At 69.8% G+C, this 17,709-nt stretch carries 12 protein-coding genes and 1 other RNA gene; 6 read left to right on the top strand and 7 right to left on the bottom strand.

From position 1 onward, the window contains the following. From N415_RS12580 to N415_RS12565, 4 genes are all read right to left on the bottom strand, one after another. Positions 1 to 677 (bottom strand): PE family protein (locus tag N415_RS12580; protein WP_152531348.1); only part of this gene is annotated, 677 nt, incomplete at its 3' end. Positions 678 to 784: 107 nt separating this feature from the next. Beyond that, positions 785 to 2,356: an alpha/beta hydrolase gene (locus tag N415_RS12575; protein ID WP_152531350.1), complete on the bottom strand. Its 1,572-nt coding sequence runs from the start codon at positions 2,354 to 2,356 to the stop codon at positions 785 to 787. Positions 2,357 to 2,569: 213 nt separating this feature from the next. Continuing rightward, the gene (locus tag N415_RS12570) at positions 2,570 to 4,132 is read right to left on the bottom strand and encodes an alpha/beta hydrolase (RefSeq protein ID WP_152531349.1); all 1,563 of its coding nucleotides are present in this window, start codon (positions 4,130 to 4,132) and stop codon (positions 2,570 to 2,572) included. A 51-nt stretch (positions 4,133 to 4,183) separates the two neighbouring features. Next, a complete protein-coding gene (locus N415_RS12565; RefSeq protein ID WP_068181778.1) occupies positions 4,184 to 5,566 on the bottom strand; it encodes a wax ester/triacylglycerol synthase family O-acyltransferase in 1,383 nt (460 codons plus the stop codon). A gap of 131 nt (positions 5,567 to 5,697) precedes the next feature. Here N415_RS12565 and panB point away from each other — a divergent pair, with 131 nt between their 5' ends. The 3 genes from panB (at position 5,698) to N415_RS12550 (ending at position 9,444) form a co-directional block, all read left to right on the top strand. Continuing rightward, positions 5,698 to 6,543 carry a 3-methyl-2-oxobutanoate hydroxymethyltransferase gene (gene panB / locus N415_RS12560; RefSeq protein ID WP_068181792.1) on the top strand — a complete coding sequence of 282 codons (846 nt, stop codon included), beginning with the start codon at positions 5,698 to 5,700 and terminating at the stop codon, positions 6,541 to 6,543. A 178-nt stretch (positions 6,544 to 6,721) separates the two neighbouring features. Beyond that, positions 6,722 to 7,885, top strand: coding sequence for a cellulase family glycosylhydrolase (locus tag N415_RS12555; protein WP_068181775.1), 1,164 nt, complete (start codon positions 6,722 to 6,724; stop codon positions 7,883 to 7,885). A 56-nt stretch (positions 7,886 to 7,941) separates the two neighbouring features. Next, positions 7,942 to 9,444 carry a CYTH and CHAD domain-containing protein gene (locus tag N415_RS12550; RefSeq protein ID WP_068181772.1) on the top strand — a complete coding sequence of 501 codons (1,503 nt, stop codon included), beginning with the start codon at positions 7,942 to 7,944 and terminating at the stop codon, positions 9,442 to 9,444. Between the two features lie 16 nt (positions 9,445 to 9,460). On the opposite strand, the gene rnpB is transcribed toward N415_RS12550, so the two are convergent. Continuing rightward, positions 9,461 to 9,858, bottom strand: an RNA gene (rnpB, locus tag N415_RS12545) — RNase P RNA component class A. Between the two features lie 113 nt (positions 9,859 to 9,971). Between rnpB and N415_RS12540 the strand changes: the two genes are divergently transcribed. Then, positions 9,972 to 11,141, top strand: coding sequence for a cytochrome P450 (locus tag N415_RS12540; RefSeq protein ID WP_068181770.1), 1,170 nt, complete (start codon positions 9,972 to 9,974; stop codon positions 11,139 to 11,141). Then, complete coding sequence (locus N415_RS12535) at positions 11,138 to 11,332, top strand: ferredoxin (RefSeq protein ID WP_068181767.1); 195 nt, start codon at positions 11,138 to 11,140, stop codon at positions 11,330 to 11,332. The genes N415_RS12540 and N415_RS12535 overlap by 4 nt, the downstream gene beginning before the upstream one ends. A gap of 3 nt (positions 11,333 to 11,335) precedes the next feature. Here the strand turns inward: N415_RS12535 and N415_RS12530 are convergent, their stop codons facing one another. Next, complete coding sequence (locus tag N415_RS12530; protein ID WP_068181764.1) at positions 11,336 to 12,418, bottom strand: Zn-dependent alcohol dehydrogenase; 1,083 nt, start codon at positions 12,416 to 12,418, stop codon at positions 11,336 to 11,338. A gap of 75 nt (positions 12,419 to 12,493) precedes the next feature. On the opposite strand from N415_RS12530, the gene N415_RS12525 reads away from it, so the two are divergent. Further along, positions 12,494 to 13,978 (top strand): aldehyde dehydrogenase family protein, encoded by a 1,485-nt coding sequence (locus N415_RS12525; protein ID WP_068181761.1) that lies wholly within the window; start codon positions 12,494 to 12,496, stop codon positions 13,976 to 13,978. Here N415_RS12525 and N415_RS12520 read toward each other — a convergent pair. Further along, positions 13,975 to 17,445 (bottom strand): hypothetical protein, encoded by a 3,471-nt coding sequence (locus tag N415_RS12520; RefSeq protein WP_068181758.1) that lies wholly within the window; start codon positions 17,443 to 17,445, stop codon positions 13,975 to 13,977. The two genes, N415_RS12525 and N415_RS12520, sit on opposite strands and share 4 nt — an antisense overlap. Between the last annotated feature and the right edge of the window lie 264 nt (positions 17,446 to 17,709).

Below are 17,709 nucleotides of genomic sequence, written 5' to 3'. Positions count from 1 at the left end.
CCGCCGTCGCCGCCGTTGATAGAGCCGGCGGTGCCCGACAACCCGGTGCCGCCGGTCCCGCCCATCCCGCCGGTGCCGCCGACACCGCCGTTGCCGAAGAGGACGCCGCCAGTGCCGCCCGCGCCTCCGACGCCGCCGGTTGCGCCGGCCCCACCGGCACCGCCGGCCCCGCCGTTGCCGAGCAACCCGGCGTTGCCGCCTCGGCCCCCGGGTTGCCCCGGCAGGCCAGACCCGCCGTTGCCCCCGTTGCCCCATAAGAGCCCGCCCGGCCCGCCGGGCTGCCCGGTCCCCGGCGCCCCATTGGTGCCATTGCCGATCAACGGGGTCCCCAGCAACAACTCGGTGGGCGAGTTGATCGCGCCTCGCACGTCTTGCCAAACGGCTTGCAACGGCGAAACATTCGCCGCCTCGGCCGCCGCATAGCCCGAGGCCGCCCCCCGCAAGGTCTGCGTGAACTGGTCGTGAAACGCCGCCGCCTGCGCGCCGAGTCCCTGGAAGTACTGGCCGTGGGCGGAGAACAGCGCCGCGAGGGCCGCGGACACCTCATCGGCCGCCGCGGGCAGCACCCCCGTCGTCGAGAGGGCAGCCGCGCGGGCCGCGCCGAGCGCCGAACCGATACCGGCCAAATCCGCTGCGGCCGACGCCAGCGTCTCCGGTGCGGCGATTACGAACGACATGTCGGTCCACCTACCAGCTAGCCCCGTTTGTCACTAGCCCGGCGGTCCTCCATCCGTCAGGTGCAAGCAACGTAGCAGGACGGCCGAGGGCAAGCCCGAGGTTTGGCTCAGGGCCGGCACCGCAATGAAGCCGGCGGCAGTGCGCCCGCGACGAAGTAACGCACCACCGCGGTATCCACGCACTGGTCGCCGTTGAACACGGCGGTGTGCTGGGTGCCGTCGTAGCTGATCAGCGGCGCGCCGAGCTGCCGGGCCAGGTTGACGCCGGCCTGGTACGGCGTGGCCGGGTCGTGCGTCGTGGAGACGACGACGGCCTTGCCGGGCGCGACGGGCGCCGCGGCGTGCGGCCTCGAGGTGGCGGGCACCGGCCACAGCGCGCACAGGTCGCGCGGCGCGTTTCCGGTGAACTGCCCGTAGCTCAGGAACGGGGCGACCTGGCGCATCTTCTGATCGGCGGCGACCCAGGTCGCCGCATCCGTCGGTGTCGGCGCGTCGACGCAGCGCACGGCGTTGAACGCGTCCTGGTCGTTGCTGTAGTGCCCGGCCTTGTCGCGGCCCTCGTAATCGTCGGCCAGCATCAGCAGGTCGCCGGCGTCGGTGCCGCGCGCCAGCCCGAGCAGGCCACTCGTCAGGTACTTCCAGTGCGCCGGGGTGTAAAGCGCGTTGATGGTGCCGGTGGTCGCGTCGGCATAGCTCAGCCCGCGCGGGTCCGACGTCCGGCCCGGCTTGGCGACCAGCGGGTCGACCAGGGCGTGGTAGCGGTTGACGAATTGAGCAGGATCGGTGCCCAGCGGGCATCCGGCCGAGCGGGCGCAGTCGGTGGCGTAGTCGTTGAAAGCCGTTTGAAATCCGGCCATTTGGTTGACGTTCTCGGTGACCGGGTCCACGGTCGGGTCGATGGCGCCGTCGAGCACCATCGCCCGCACGTGATCGCCGAACGCCTCGAGGTATGCGGTGCCCAGCTCGGTGCCATAGCTGTAGCCGAGGTAGTTGATCTGTTCGTCGCCCAGCGCCTGGCGGACCGTGTCCATGTCGCGCGCTACGGATGCGGTGCCGGCGTTGGCCAGGAACGCGTTGCCCATCCGGCTGGCGCATTGCTGGGCCAGGTGCTGGTTGATCTGCTCGATGTGCGCCACGCCGGCCGGGCTGTAATCGACCATCGGTTCGCGGCGGAACGCGTCGAAGTCGGCGTCGCTGCGGCAGCGCAACGGCGGGGTCGAGTGGCCCACCCCTCGAGGGTCGAACCCCACCAGGTCGAAGTTGCGGGTGATATCGCTGTTCTCCAGGTCCGATGCCATGCCGGCGACCATGTCGACCGCGGAGGCGCCCGGGCCGCCCGGGTTGATCAACAGCGATCCCATCCGTCGTCCCGTCGCGGGCACGCGGATCACCGCCAGCTTGGCTTGCGCGCCGCCCGGATTGGCGTAGTCGACGGGGACCGACACGGTGGTGCACTGGGCGGTGGGGACGTCGCTGGTGTCGGTCAGGAATTGGCTGCAGCTGCCCCAGTTCTGCGGGCGCGCCGCAGCGGCCGGCGGAGCCGGGGTCGGGGTCTGGCCCGCACCCGGTTCCGGGGTCGCGCCGGCCACCGGCAGTGGCAGCACCGGTTGTCCCGCAACCAGAATCCCGAACGACAGCAGCGCCGAGCTCAACGGTCTCAGGCGCGACATGGCTGTCAATATTTGCAGCATCGAATACCCGTCCGAACGCGAAATGGTCACGGCTTGATCTCGCCTCGGCGCGTCGCCGCCTGGTCGCGTCGTCGGGCGTTGGGTGTGAATCGTGGGCGTTCCATGTGAGCCTAGGGCGGGAAAATCGCCGAAACCCCGCCCTAGGCGCACACCGAAAACCGCCAGCTCACAATCAAGGCCCAGTGCGGCGCCGCAAACCCTCTAGCACTTGGCGCCGCTCGGCGGCGTGTCGCCGCCGATCAGGTATTCCGTCACGTAGTCGTCGATGCAGCTGTCGCCCTGGAAGACCACCGTGTGCTGGGTGCCGTCGAAGGTCAGCAGCGAGCCGCGCAGCTCCTGCGCCAAATCGACGCCGGCCTTGTAGGGGGTCGCCGGGTCGTGCGTGGTCGACACCACCACCGTCGGCGCCAGGCCGGGCGCCGTGATGGCGTGCGGCTTGCTCGTCGGCGGCACCGGCCAGAACGCGCAGGTGCCCAGCGGCGCGTCGCCGGTGAACTGCCCGTAGCTCATGAACGGGGCGATCTCGCGTGACCGGCGGTCCTCGTCGATCACCTTGGCGCGGTCCGTAATCGCCGGCTGGTCAACGCAATTGATCGCGACCCGGGCGTCGGTGGCGTTGGTGTAGTGGCCGTGCGGGTCGCGGCGCATGTACATGTCGGCCAACGCCAGCATGGTGTCGCCGCGATGGTCGGCCAGCTCGGACAGGCCGTCGGTCAGGTGGTGCCACAGCGACGGCGAGTACAGCGCCATGATGGTCCCGACGATGGCGTCGGCATAACTCAACCCGCGCGGATCCTTGGTGGGTATCGGCCGGCCGACCATCTCGTTGTTCGGGTCCACCATCGGGTCGACCAGGCTGTGATACACGGTGACCGCCTTGGCCGGGTCGGTGCCCAGCGGGCAGGTCGGCTGCTTGGCGCAGTCGGTGGCGAAGTCGTTGAACGCGTCCTGAAATCCCTTGGCCTGACGCAGATCCGCCTCGATCTGGTCGGCGTTCGGGTCGACGGCGCCGTCGAGGATCATCGCGCGCACCTTGGTGGGATAGGCCTCCGCGTAGGCCGAGCCGATCCGGGTGCCGTAGGAGTAGCCGAGGTAGGTCAGCTTGTCGTCGCCCAGCGCAGCGCGGATGGCGTCCAGGTCGCGGGCGACGTTGACCGTCCCCACGTTCGCCAGGAAGTCCTTGCCCATCTTGTCGATGCAGCGGCCGACGAACTGCTTGGTCTCGTCCTCCATGTGGGCCACGCCGGCCGGGCTGTAGTCGACGTTCGGCTCGGTGCGCAGCCGGTCGTTGTCGGCGTCGGAATTGCACCAGATCGCCGGCCGCGACGAGCCGACCCCGCGCGGGTCGAAGCCGACCAGGTCGAAGCGTTCGCGGATGCGCTTGGGCAACGTCTGCACGACGCTCAACGCAGCGTCGATGCCGGACTCACCGGGGCCGCCGGGATTGATCACCAGCGAGCCGATCTTGTCCCCGGTCGCGGGAAACCGAACCATCGCCAGCGTCGCCACGTCGCCGTCGAGGTGGTCGTAGTCGACGGGCACCGCCAGCCGGCCGCACATCGCGCCGCTGGGGATCTTGGCCTTGGGGTTGGACGAGCGGCACGGCGTCCATTCGATCGCCTGACCCAGCTTGGGCCCCGCCATGACGGCGCGCCCGCCGACAACGCGGAGACAGCCGCCGAGCAGCATCGCCACGGCGGCGAGCGCCATCCAGATCAGCAGCGTGCGCGCGACCTTGTCGCGGCGAGACAACCCCATGCCCACATATGCTGCCAGAGCCAACCTGAGATTCTGATGAGCGCCTCCAGCGGCGAACTAACAGACGGCCGCGAGCAGTTCTTCCATCGCCACCGCGAAGTCGTCGGCCATCTCCCACAGGTCCGGCAGCAACTCCGGGCACGAGATCAGCCCGACGTCCAACGTCCCGTTCAGCGACATCACGGTGATGTTGAGCCCCGAGCCGTGGAAGATCGGACCCAGCGGATACATCGCCTTGACCTCGCAGCCCAGGAAGTACAGCGGCTCCTGCGGACCCGGGACGTTGGAGACCACCAGGTTGTGCACCGGCATGGTCTCGGTCAGCCGGGTCCGGGCGTACAGCCGCATCGCGACGCCGAAGACCGCCGGCGCGGCGAACTGCGTCCAGTCCTGCAGCAGTGAGGCGCCGATGGCCGAACTATGTTCCTTGGCAAGCGAATTCGCCTCGGCGATGGCCTTGAGGCGCTCGACCGGATCGGCGATCTCGGTGTGCAGGCTGGAGAACATGGCCGAAACCTGGTTGCGGCCCGGGCGATCCGACTTTCCGTGCACCGACACCGGAACGGAGGCCACCAGCGACGTGTCGGGCAACGCGTCGCGCTCGGCCAGGTACTGGCGCAGTACCCCCGACACCAGGGCCATCACCACGTCGTTGACCTTGACGCCGAAGTGGTTCTTGACGGTCTTGACGTCCTCGAGGTCCAGCTGCGCGTACGCGATGTTGCGCCGGCCGGTGATGGAGGCGTTGAACGCCGTCCGCGGCGCGGCGAACGGACGCGCCATCGCCTGGCCCTCGACAGCCTTGCGCACCGTCGCGACCACCGAGGACACGGTCTGAGGCACCACGTTGGCCAGCCGCAGCGGCCGGCTGGCGAACCGGACCAACCCGCCCGCGGCGATTTGCCATCCGCTGCCGCCGCCGACGCCGTCCACCGGATCGGGTGCGGGCGCGTCGGCCTCGGTGGCGCACAGCTGCGACATCAGATTCGCGCCCGTCACCCCGTCCACCCCGCAGTGGTGCACCTTGGTCATCACCGCCAGCCGATCGGAATCGGCGCCCGCCACGCCTTCGATGACCCACATCTCCCACAGCGGCCGGCTCCGGTCCAGCGGCAGCGACGCGATGTGCCCGCAGATTTCCGACAACTCGCTGCGGCCGCCCGGCGGCGGCAACCCGATGCGGTGCAGGTGGCGGTCCACGTCGAAGCTCTCGTCCTCCACCCACACCGGGTGATCGAGGTTCAGCGCGCTGTCGGCGAGCTTTTCGCGGAACTGCGGCATCGCCTTCAGACGCAGCGTCAGCGCGTCGCGCAGCCGGTCGAAGGTGTAGCCGCCCGGCATCGTCGACGTGTCCACCTCGATGATCGAGCAAACATGCATAGGCTGCGCGGCGGTCTCGAGGTACAGGAAACTGGCGTCGAGGCCGCTGAGCCGCTGCATGCGGAGAATGGTATGACTCACACCACACGGGCGGTGCAACCGCGCACCCGAGATGGCAGAATGGCGGGAGTCAGCGAACCCGGGGACCGCAATGGCCACGAGGATCGATCCGACCACTACCAGGGACAATGATGTCTGAGCAAAACCCTTATGGTGCCAATCCGGCTGCGCAAGCCAAGCCGCCGATGCGGATTCGCACCCACCACCTGCAAAAAATGAAGGCCGAAGGCCACAAGTGGGCCATGCTCACGGCCTACGACTATTCGACCGCCCGGATCTTCGACGACGCCGGCATTCCGGTGCTGCTGGTCGGTGATTCGGCCGCCAACGTGGTGTACGGCTACGACACCACGGTTCCGGTCTCGATCGACGAACTGATCCCGCTGGTGCGCGGCGTCGCGCGCGGTGCCCAGCAGGCGATGGTCGTCGCCGACCTGCCGTTCGGCAGCTACGAGGCCGGCCCGGCCGCCGCGCTGGCCGCCGCGACCCGGTTCATGAAGGAGGGCGGCGCGCACGCCGTCAAGCTCGAGGGCGGCGAGCGGGTGGCCGACCAGATCGCCTGCCTGACCGCGGCGGGCATCCCGGTGATGGCCCACATCGGCTTCACGCCACAAAGCGTGAACAGCCTCGGCGGCTTCAAGGTGCAGGGCCGCGGTGACGCCGCGGAGCAAACCGTGCACGACGCGATCGCCGTCGCCGAGGCCGGCGCGTTCTCCGTCGTGATGGAGATGGTGCCGGCCGAGCTGGCCACCCAGATCACCGGCAAGCTCACCATCCCGACCATCGGGATCGGGGCCGGTCCCAACTGCGACGCCCAGGTCCTGGTTTGGCAGGACATGGCCGGCCTGAGCGCCGGCAAGCCTCCGCGGTTCGTCAAGCGGTTCGCCGATGTCGGGGCCGAATTGCGAAAGGCCGCAACGCAATACGCGCAAGAGGTGGCCGCGGGTTCCTTCCCCGCCGAGGAGCACTGCTTCTGACGGCCGCTTAGCCGAAAGGCGCGCAACCCGCCCTTTCCCCCGCGTGAAGCGGCGGCCTCGGTCATGCCGGGGATTGCTGAAACCTCTTGTGTGACACCGCTGGTAGGGTTGCTGCTATGGGCGACCGGGGCTCGTGAGCGGGGTTGAAGAAATCGTCGGCAGTAATCGTGGTGGCCTCGTGCACCGCCGAACGGTCCTGGCGTTGCCGCTGGTACTGGCGGGCGGCGCCGCACTGACGCGAGTGCCCCGCGCCGCCGCGCAACCGGCCCCCGGCCCACCGGAATCGAGCCGGTGGTCGACCGAGCGCGCCGACCGCTGGTACCGGGCGCAGGGCTGGCTGGTCGGTGCCAACTACGTCACGTCGAACGCGATCAACCAGCTGGAGATGTTCCAGCCCGACACCTTCGACCCGCTGCGCATCCACGTCGAGCTGGGCTGGGCCCGCTCCGCCGGATTCAACGCCGTGCGGGTGTTCCTGCACGACCAGCTGTGGACCCAGGATCAGCGCGGCTTCCAGGCTCGCCTCGCCCAGTTCGTCGCCATCGCCGCCGACCGCGGCATCAAGCCGCTGTTCGTCTTGTTCGACTCGTGCTGGGACCCCTTCCCCAAGGTCGGGCCGCAGCGGTCCCCGACGCCCGGGGTGCACAACTCGGGCTGGGTGCAGGGCCCGGGCGCCGAACGCCTCGGCGACCGCGGCTACCTCGACACCATGCGGGCCTACGTGACCGGGGTGCTGACCCAATTCCGCAACGACGACCGGGTTTTGGGTTGGGACCTATGGAACGAGCCCGACAATCCCTCGCACCACTACGCGTCGGTCGAGCGGCCGGACAAGGAGCAGCTCGTGGCGGACTTGCTGCCGCAGGTGTTCGCGTGGGCCCGTTCGGTCGATCCCGTCCAGCCGTTGACGAGCGCGGTGTGGCAGGGCGAATGGCCCGACGCCGGAAGCACCAGCGCGATCGCCGCCATTCAGCTGAGCAACTCCGACTTCCTGACGTTCCACTCCTACGGCGAGCCGGCCGGCTTCGAGAACCGCATCGACGAGCTCGCCTCGCAGGACCGGCCGATCGTCTGCACCGAGTACCTGGCCCGGCCGTTGGGCAGCACCGTCGCGGACATCCTGCCAATTGCCAAGCGCCGCAAGGTCGGTGCGATCAATTGGGGGCTCGTCGCGGGCAAGACCCAGACGTACTTCCCGTGGGACTCGTGGGATCACCCGTACGCCTCGATTCCCGACGTGTGGTTCCACGACCTGTTGCAACCCGACGGGCGGCCGTTCCAGGAAAGCGAAATCCAAACGTTCCGTCAGCTGACGGGCGGGGCGATGCATCTCAATCAGTAGCACCGCGATATGGCACCCTATGGGTTGCCCATCACGCCGCGTCAATGGAGCCGAGAATGCCTGTAAAAGCGCCGAAAACCTCGCGTCATCTGGAGGTGGAGCGCAAGTTCGACGTCGTGGAGTCCACGGTATCGCCGTCGTTCGAAGGCATCGCCGCGATCGCTCACGTCGACAAGTCGCCGGTCGAATCGCTGGACGCGACGTACTTCGACACGCCGGGGCAGGACCTGGCGCGCAACAAGATCACCCTGCGCCGCCGCACCGGCGGTCACGACGCGGGCTGGCACCTCAAGTTGCCGTCCGGCCCGGAGGCGCGCACCGAGGTCCGCGCGCCGCTGGACGCGTCGGATCCCGACACCGTGCCGGACGAGTTGCGCGATGTGGTGCTGGCCATCGTCCGGGAGCGCCCGCTCGTACCGGTCGCCCGCATCAGCACCGAACGCGAAACCCAGGTGCTCTACGGCGCGGACGGGGCGGCGCTGGCCGAGTTCAGCAACGACCACGTCACCGCGTGGGCGGCCGGCGACTCCGACGCCCAGCCCGCCGAACAGGAGTGGCGCGAGTGGGAACTCGAGCTCGCCGAGGGCAACGGCGCGGCCGACACCGAGCTGCTGAGCCGGTTGAGCAACCGACTGCTGGACGCCGGTGCCGCGCCCGCCGGTCACGCCTCCAAGCTGGCCCGCGTGCTCGGCACGCCGACGCCTCCCGACGGCGCGGCCGAGCCGGCCGACCCGGTGCACCGGGCGGTGGCCGAGCAGGTCGGCGAGCTGCTGGTGTGGGACCGGGCGGTGCGCGCCGACGCCTACGACGCCGTGCACCAGATGCGGGTGACCATCCGCAAGATCCGCAGCCTGCTGGCCGACTCCGGTGACTCGTTCGGGTTGTCCGAGAACGCGTGGATCCTCGACGAGCTCCGCGAGCTGGGCAACGTGCTGGGCGCGGCCCGCGACGCCGAGGTGTTGGCCGAGCGCTACCAGCAGGCCTTGGACAAGCTGCCACCCGAGCTGGTGCGCGGACGCATCCGCGAACGCCTCGTCGACGGGGCGCGCCGCCGCTACCAGACCGGGCTGCGGCGGTCGCTGATCGCAATGCGCTCGCAGCGATACTTCCGGCTGCTCGACGCCCTCGAGGCCTGGGTGGCCGAAGCTCCCGCGGCGGTTCCGGGCGAAGAGGCTGCGCCGGTGAGCCTCGATGCGGCTTACCGCAAGGTCCGCAAGGCTGCGAAGGCCGCCGCCCAGGTGGAATCCGGCGACGAGCACGAACGAGACCTGGCGCTACATCGAATTCGCAAGCGCGCCAAGCGACTTCGCTACACCGCTGCGGCGACCGGCGCCACGCAGGTGTCCGAGCAGGCGAAGGTCATCCAGACGCTGCTGGGCGATCACCAGGACAGCGTCGTCAGCCGCGAGCACCTGGGCCATCAGGCCGAGGCCGCGCACACGGCCGGCGAGGACACCTTCACCTATGGGCTGCTGTACCAGCAGGAGGCCGACCTCGCCGAACGGTGCCGCCAGCAACTCAACGACGCGCTGCGCAAACTCGCCAAGGCGGTGCACTAAGCGCCGAAGCGGTGGGCGGACGAGTTGGCCTGTAAGCCGGATTCTGTTCCCCGCCGCCGCGGCATGAGCAACGGCGGCGGGGCGGCGACCATCCATCTGGACACTCCGTTGCCGGGTGCCTCGAGCGGCCTACCCGCAGGCTCGGGCGAGCAACCCTCGAACGCCTGCGCAGCCGCACCAGGTGCGGCCTTCTTGGCCTTGCTTCGGGTGGGGTTTGCCTAGCCACTCCGGTCACCCGGAATGCTGGTGCGCTCTTACCGCACCGTTTCACCCTTACCACCGCGAGGGTGGCGGTTTGTTTTCTGTGGCACTTTCCCGCGAGTCACCTCGGATTGCCGTTAGCAATCACCCTGCTCTGTGAAGTCCGGACTTTCCTCGACTCGACATGCGAGCCGCGGCCGCCCGGCCAACTCGTCCGCGACGGTCCACGGTACTCGCTGGAGAATCTGCTGACCAGCGGCATTCGGGCATATCAGCAATTACCTAATCATTGCCTAAATAGCGAAGTTGGTGTCACATTGAACGTCATGACAGAAACCGAAGGGTATGTCGATCAGGCGTTCGCGGGACTCGCCGATCCGCAGCCGATGTACAAGGCGTTGCGCGAAACCACCCCGGTGTTCCGCTCGCCGACGGCGTGGGTTCTCAGTCGTCTGGCCGACATCGAGATGGCCCTCAAGCACACCGAGTTGTTCTCGTCGAACATGGACGCCGTCGACCTCGGCAACGTCCGACCGATGATCCCGCTACAAATCGACCCGCCCGATCACGCGAAATACCGCCGCGTCCTGGATCCGCTGTTCACCCCGCGGGAGATGGCCCGGCGTGAACCCCTCGTCAGCGAGCTGGTGAACGAGATGATCGACCGCTTCGCCGGTCGCGGCGAATGCGACTTCCACGAAGAGTTCGCTGTTCCCCTCCCCTGCACCGTATTCCTTCAATTGCTCGGCCTGCCGCTCGAGGATCTCGACCAGTTCCTGGAGTGGAAGGATGGCATCATCCGGCCAGCGGGCGACTCGGGCTTCGACCGCCGCCACGAGTCCGGTGCTCCGACGGCGCAACAGATCTACGAGTACTTCGACCGTGCCATCGACGACCACATCGCCAATCCGCGCGACGACGTGCTGTCCGCCATGATCGCGGCGAACGTGGAAGGCAAACCGCTGACGCGCGAGGAGCTGCTCGACATCTGCATCCTGTTCCTGATCGCGGGGCTCGACACCGTAACCGACTCCCTGGACTGCTTTTTCGTGTTCCTTGCCCGCCACCCCGAGCACCGTCGCCAACTCGTCGAGCAGCCCGACATCCTGCCGAGCGCCATCGAGGAGCTGTTGCGCTGGGAGACGCCGGTGCCGGGCGTGGCCCGCGTCTGCGTCCAGGACACCGAGGTGGGCGGATGCCCGATCAGCAAGGGCGAACGGATCAGCCCACTGCTCGGCGCGGCCAACACCGACCCCGCCGAGTTCCCCGATCCGGAGGTGGTGGACTTCACGCGCAATCCGAACCGGCACCGCGCCTTTGGCGGCGGCCCGCACCGCTGCCTGGGGTCCCACCTCGCCCGCATGGAGCTGCGAGTGGCGCTGCGCGAATTCCACCGCCGCATCCCGAATTACGAGGTCAAGCCCGGCACGCAGCTGACCTATACCGCCGCGCTGCGGTCGGTGGAGACGCTGCCGCTGGTGTTTCCGGCGTCATGACCCGCATTGCCGTCGACCCGGACCGCTGCACGGGACACGGCCGCTGCTACACGTTGGCGCCCGACGTCTTCGACGCCGACGACGTGGGTCACTGCGTGGTGCTCGTCGAGGAGGTCTCGGGCGAACTCGAGGCGCAGGCCAAAACGGGTGAGCAGAACTGCCCGGAGCAGGCAATCACGCTGTCGCCCTGAGGATTACGCGAAGCACACCACGCTGCGGGCGCCGCGCCCCGCGGACATGTCGGTGAACGCCGCCTCGACGTCGTCGATGCCGATCCGCCGCGTCACCAACGCTTCGAGGTCGAGCTTGCCGCGTTGGGCCAGCGCGGCCAGCACCGGGATGTCGCGCGCCGGGTCGCTGGCGCCGTAGACGCTGCCCTGGACCGCCTTGCCGTCGGCCATCAACGACAGCGCGGGAAACGTCACCTCCTCGGCGATCCCGGCGGCACCCACCAGGGTCACCTTGCCGCCGCGGCGGGTGGCCTCGTAGGCCAGGCGCATGGTGGCGGGCTTGCCCACCACCTCGATCCCGTGGTCGACCCCGAGGCCGCCGGTGAGGTCGCGCACCGCGGCAACGACATCGGCTTCGCTGGCGTCGATGGTGTCGGTTGCCCCGTTGGCCACCGCGGCTGGAAGCTGGCCGGCGGCCCGGTCGGCGGCGATGATCGGCGCCGCACCGGCCAGCCGCGCACCTTGGATGGCGGCCAAACCGACACCGCCGCAACCGATCACGAGCACGCTCTCCCCAAGGCGCACGGCCGCGGTGCGCATCACTGCGCCGACCCCGGTGGTGACGCCGCAGCCCAGCAGCGCCGCGAGGTCGAGCGGCAGCGACTCGTCGACCCGCACCACCGCCGCGGCCGGCAGCAGCGTCTCCTCGGCCAGCGACCCGACGCCCATTCCCGGCCACACCGGCGCACCGGCGCCCTCCGCGTACGGGCCGCCGTAGGCGTGGTCGTAGCCGTGCACACACAGCTGGGCCTCGCCGCGCAGGCAATGCGGGCAGGAGCGGCATGGCACGTTCCACGTCAGCACTACGTGGTCCCCCGGGCTGACGGTCGTGACGTCGGCGCCCACCTCGGCGACGATCCCCGCCCCCTCGTGCCCGAGCGTCGACGGCAACAGCGTCGGTATCGCCCCGTCGCGCAACGACAGATCGCTGTGACACACCCCGCTGGCGTGCAGCCGCACCCGGACCTCGTGGCCGGCCAGCGGTCGCAGCGCGAGCTCCTCCACCGCCGTGGGCTGTCCGACCTCGCGCAGCACGACCGCTTTCATCGGACCAAAAATGTGATCGGCGTCATAGCGACTTACGATGGCGGGACAACCGCACCGGGTCAAGGGAGACGGGCGATGACAACTACAGTCCACAAAGCGCCGGCGACGGATTCGGTCCTGACCATCGGCGGCCAGCCGCAGGAAGGCGCCGCGGGAACCTACCCGGTGCACAACCCGGCCCGCCCGGCCGAGATCGTCGGCCACGCACCCGCCGCCGACCGTGCCCAACTGGACGCCGCGGTGTCGGCGGCGAAGCGGGCGGCCCCGCAATGGCGCGCGCTCGGGGTCGCGGAGCGGGTCGCCGCCATCTCGGTGGCCGCGGCCACCGCCGCCGAACAGCTGGCCGCCCGTGACGGCGCGCGGCTCTACACCTGCGAGCACGGCAAGGTGCTCACCGAGGCGAACTTCGAGATCAGTACCGGGCCGGGCCTCGCCGCCCTGATCGGCTCGATGGCCGAGGCGGCGCTGGCACCCGAGCAGGTCGACCCCGGCTCCGTTTACCCACGGCTGCACCGGGAGCCGTTCGGCGTGGCCGCGCTGGTGCTGCCGTTCAACTGGCCACTGGCGCTGACGATGACGAAGCTCGCGTCGGCGCTGACGGCGGGCAACACCGCCGTCGTCAAGGTGCCGCCGAGCTGTCCGCTGGCGGCGCTGCAGCTCGCCGGGGCGGTGGCCGCGGCGCTGCCGCCGGGCGTGGTGAACGTCCTGTCCGGACCGGGCAGCGAGCTCGCGCAGGCGCTGGTCACCCATCCGGGCATCGACCTGATCTCGCTGACCGGCGGCGTCGCCACCGGGCGCGCCGTCATGGCCGCGGCCGCCGCGCGCCTCACCCCGGTGCTGCTCGAGCTGGGCGGCAACGACGCGGCGATCATCGCCCCGGACATCGAGGTCACCGACGAGCTGGTGGAGCGGCTGGTGACGGCGACCTATACCACCGGCGGCCAGGTCTGCATGGCGATCAAGCGGCTGTACGCGCCCGCCGGCAAGGTCGGCGAGCTGGCCGAGGCGGTGCTCGCGCGCTGCGAGCGCGAGGTGATCGGCGATGGCCTCGCCGACGAGACCACGCTCGGCCCGTTGCACACCGCCGCCGGACGCGACAGGGTCGCCGCCCTGGTCGGCGACGCCGAGGCCCAGGGCGCGTCGGTGCGCACCGCGGGTCGGATCCGCGAGGCCGACGCCGACTCCGGCGGTTACTTCGCGCTGCCGACCGTCGTCACCGACCTCGCCGCCGATTCGCGGCTGGCCACCGAGGAGCAGTTCGGTCCGGTGCTGCCGATCTTCGGTTACGACGACATCGACGACGCCGTAACCGCCGCCAACGCAACCGAATTCGGCCTCACCGCGTCGGTCTGGACTGGGGACGACGCGCTGGCTGACCGGATCACGGGCCGGCTCGTCGCGGGCACGGTCAGCGTCAACTGCCATGGCCTGGCCGCCCAAGACCCGCGCCTGCCGTTCGGCGGCTGCGGCCAGTCAGGCCTCGGCCGGGAACTCGGTGTCGACGGGATCCGGGCGTTCACCCAGCCGCGGACGTTCGTCCGGCATCCGGTGCCGAGCTAGCCGCTACCGGCGATCGGCAGTCCCGGGCACAGCTTGACGTAGCCCATATCCGGCGACACCCAGTCGCGCCACTGCTGACGGCTCATGTTCGAGGTCAGCTTGGCGCACAGCATCTCCGGCGAGGCATCCGCCGGCCATAGCCGCACCGTGGTGTCGGCGCCCGCGGAGGCCAGCCGTTGCCCGTCGGGGCTGTACGCCACGCTGAGCACCGGGCCGGTGTGGCCCTCGAGGTAGGCGCCGAACGGCTGGCCGGTGGTGGCATCCCAAAGTTGCAGCGTGCCTTCGCTTTCCGCGGTGGCCAGCCGCCGTCCGTTGGGACTGAAGGCTACGGCGTTCACGGTGTCGCCGGTTCCTCTCAGGGGGTCGCCGACCGGTTGTCCGGTTCCCGCGTCCCACAGCCGCACGGTCTGGTCGCCGCTCGCGGTGGCCAGCCGGCGACCGTCCGGGCTGAACGCCACGCTGAACACCGGGCCGGCGTGGTCGGCGAGGACGGCGAGCGATTGGCCGGTGCCCGCATCCCAGAGCCGCACCGTCTGGTCGACACTGGCCGAGGCCAGCCGGCGACCGTCCGGGCTGAACGCCACGCTGTCCACCCTGCGGGTGTGGCCGGTGAGGGCGATCGACTTACCGGTGGCGGCGTCCCACAGCCGCACCGTCTGGTCGTCGCCGGCCGACGCCAACTGGCGGCCGTCGGGGCTGAACGCCACGCTGAGCACGGGGCCGGTGTGGCCGCGCAGCGGCGCGCCCACCGGTTGGCCAGTCCCGGTGTCCCACAGCCGCACCGTCTGGTCGTCGCCCGCCGAGGCGACGCGCCGCCCGTCGGGGCTGAACGCCACGCTGTTCACGTTGCCGGTGTGGCCGCGCAGCGGCGCGCCGACCGGTTGGCCGGTGCCGGCGTCCCACAGCCGCACCGTCTGGTCGTCGCTGGCCGAGGCGAGGCGGTGTCCGTCGGGGCTGAAGGCCACACTGTTCACTTTGCTGGTGTGGCCGACCAGCGGTGAGCCGAACGGCTGGCCGGCGTCCCACAGCCGGACCGTGGCGTCGCTGCTGGCGGTGGCCAGCCGGCGCCCGTCCAGGCTGAACATCACGCCGTTCACGATGCCGCTGTGGCCGACGAGCAACGGGCCGCGGTCGTGTCCGGCGTCGGCGTCCCACAGCCGCACGGTCTGGTCGGCGCTCGCGCTGGCCAGCCGGTGTCCCGCGGGGTCGAACGCCACGCTTTGCACCGGCCCGGTGTGACCGGTGAGTGGCGCGCCCACCGGTTGACCGGTGTCGGCATCCCAGATCCGGACCGTCGTATCCATGCTCGCGGAAGCCAGCCGGTGCCCGTCGGGGCTGAACGCGACGCTGAGCACCGGGCCGATATGGCCGACGAGGGGGGCGCCGATCGGTTGGCCGGTCCGGGCGTCCCACAGGCGGACGGTCTGGTCGTCGCTCGCGGAAGCCAACCGCTGCCCGTCCGGGCTGTACGCCACGCCGACCACCGAACCCGTGTGGCCGACGAGCCGGGGACCGGGCGTGTAGCCGGCCCGGACGTCCCACAGCTGCACGGTGCGATCGCTGCTCGCGGAGGCCAGCCAGTTCCCGTCCGGGCTGAACGCCACCCCGAGCGCCGAACCGGTGTGACCGCGCAGCGGTGCGCCAACCGGGTGGCCCGTCTCGGCGTCCCAGATTCGGACCGTCTTGTCCATGCTCGCGGAAGCCACCCGGCGCCCGTCCGGGCTGAACGCCACGCCGATCACGTTGTCCTGATGACCGGTCATCGCCGCGCCGACCTGTTGGCCGGTCTCGGCGTTCCACATCCGCACCGTCTTGTCGAGGCCGACGCTGGCAAGCCGGCGCCCGTCGGCGCTGAACGCCACACCGTTCACCGCGCCGGTGTGCCCGGTGATGATTTTGAGGGTGCTGGCTCGTTGGGCCACAGCGGTGTAGAGCGGCCCGTCGTCGGCGGGAGTGAGCAGGGCGCGCGCGGCGAGGATCTGCTGGAAGGCGCGCGCGTCCCCGCCGGGCTGGGTGCCGGCCAGCATGTCCTGCGCCTCGGCGATCAGGATCTGCCGCTGGGTGAGCAGCTTCTGGTGCAGCTGGCTCTGCGCCTCGTGTCGCGCTTGGACGGCCTGCACACCGAGCATCACGGCAACGAGGGCGACGACGGCGGTGACCGCCAGCGCGGCAGCGAGGATCTGTAACCGTTTCCGTAGGGCAGCGGCGCGCCGCTGGGCGGCTTCGAGTCCGACTTGCGGGCCGTCGGCGCGGGATGCCAAGGCGGCCTTGGTCTTTCCCGTACGTCGCCGGTCTCGGTGTTCGCGGACCGCGTCGGTGAGCACATCGTGCGTGAGTTCGATGCGCTGCGCGCCGTAGTGTTCCTGCAGCCGTAGCAGCCGCGACCCGATCAGCCGGGACAGTTCGTCCTCGGTGAGCCGGGACGGCACCGCTTCCTCGCGGACATAGCTGTCGCGGAATCCCTTCTCGGTGATGAGCTCGGACTCGATGAACTGCGCGACGCGCGGGGGAAGGTCGCGCACGCACGACAGGTAATAGTTCGACAGGATGTCTCGCCTGGCGTCCTGGACCAGCCGGTCGTCGAAGTGGCTCTGCCCGCGCCGCTTCCGCTCCTCGTTGAGCTCGCGGCAGAACAGGCTGAGCAGCGCGGGTTCGACCTCCAGGGCGTCGAAGTCGTCGGCGGGACGATCGACGTCGGCGAACGGGACGCCGCGGGCGCGGTGCAGGTCCTCGCCGGCGACGATCCCCACCACCCGGCGCGCGAGCGGACGGGGCATCAACTCTTCGGCCGGCTTGTACACCGTGTCGACTGCCTCGCTCGTCCCCATCGGCAACAGGCGCATCCGTGACTGCCCTAGCGACGGGATGAGCTGGTGCCAGTCGTCAAGATCCGGGACAGATTCCTCCCGCAGGCAGAGCAGTAACTTGTAGCTGCCCTTCCGTTCGGCCAGCTCACCGAGCTCATCCCTGAATTCCCGAACGAGATCGGCAACCCGCTGAGCGGGTGCAACGAGTTCCTCGAACTGGTCGACAACGATCACCGGCGTCAGTAGCTCGCCCCGCTCGCTTCGGAGCTCGAAGTCGTCGCGACGCAGATATTCCGAAAGAGATTCGTCCTCCGCAGGCAGCACCGGATCGGGCACCTCGGCCCGAATCGAGTCGAATAGCGATTGCCGCAATTGACGAGTCAGCGGTGCGGCGCCCGGCGCAACGTCAAGGCGCACATAGACCGGCAGAAAGTCGTTGTCGCGCAGCAACGGGAATAGCCCCGCGCGCAACAACGACGTCTTGCCGACGCCGGACCGCCCGTACAACAGGGTGATCGGAGCGTCGAGAACGCAGCTCAGCAGCGTCGTCGATTCGTGGCCGCGCCCGTGGAAGAACGCGCTCCCGGATTCCTCGAACGACTCGAGCCCCGGCCACGGGTTTTCGCTGTCGAGCTGTTCGGCCGCCGTTGCGCGCGTCATGCCGCGTCGCCAAACGCCAAGCGCCCGAAGGCATCCGGATCCCGCAGCGCTGCGCGCTCCGCATTCGCCAAGACAACCGGAATCGACGAACGGATCGTTCGGCGGATCGCGGTCAAGTCTTACGCTCCCATGCGTCCCCCGGGCCTACAAAAGCCCAAGATATGCGGATGGCCAGGGTGTCGGAGGCTAAATCACTTTTTTCATATCTGCAAGCCGAAGCGGGTATCGGCGATTTCGAGACTACCCGTGCGGTCGGTTCACCGG

This window comes from Mycobacterium sp. UM_CSW (genome assembly GCF_000455205.1).
Lineage (GTDB): Bacteria > Actinomycetota > Actinomycetes > Mycobacteriales > Mycobacteriaceae > Mycobacterium.
Note: the sequence above shows the minus strand (reverse complement) of the source record. Positions and strands in the feature narration are given on the sequence as shown.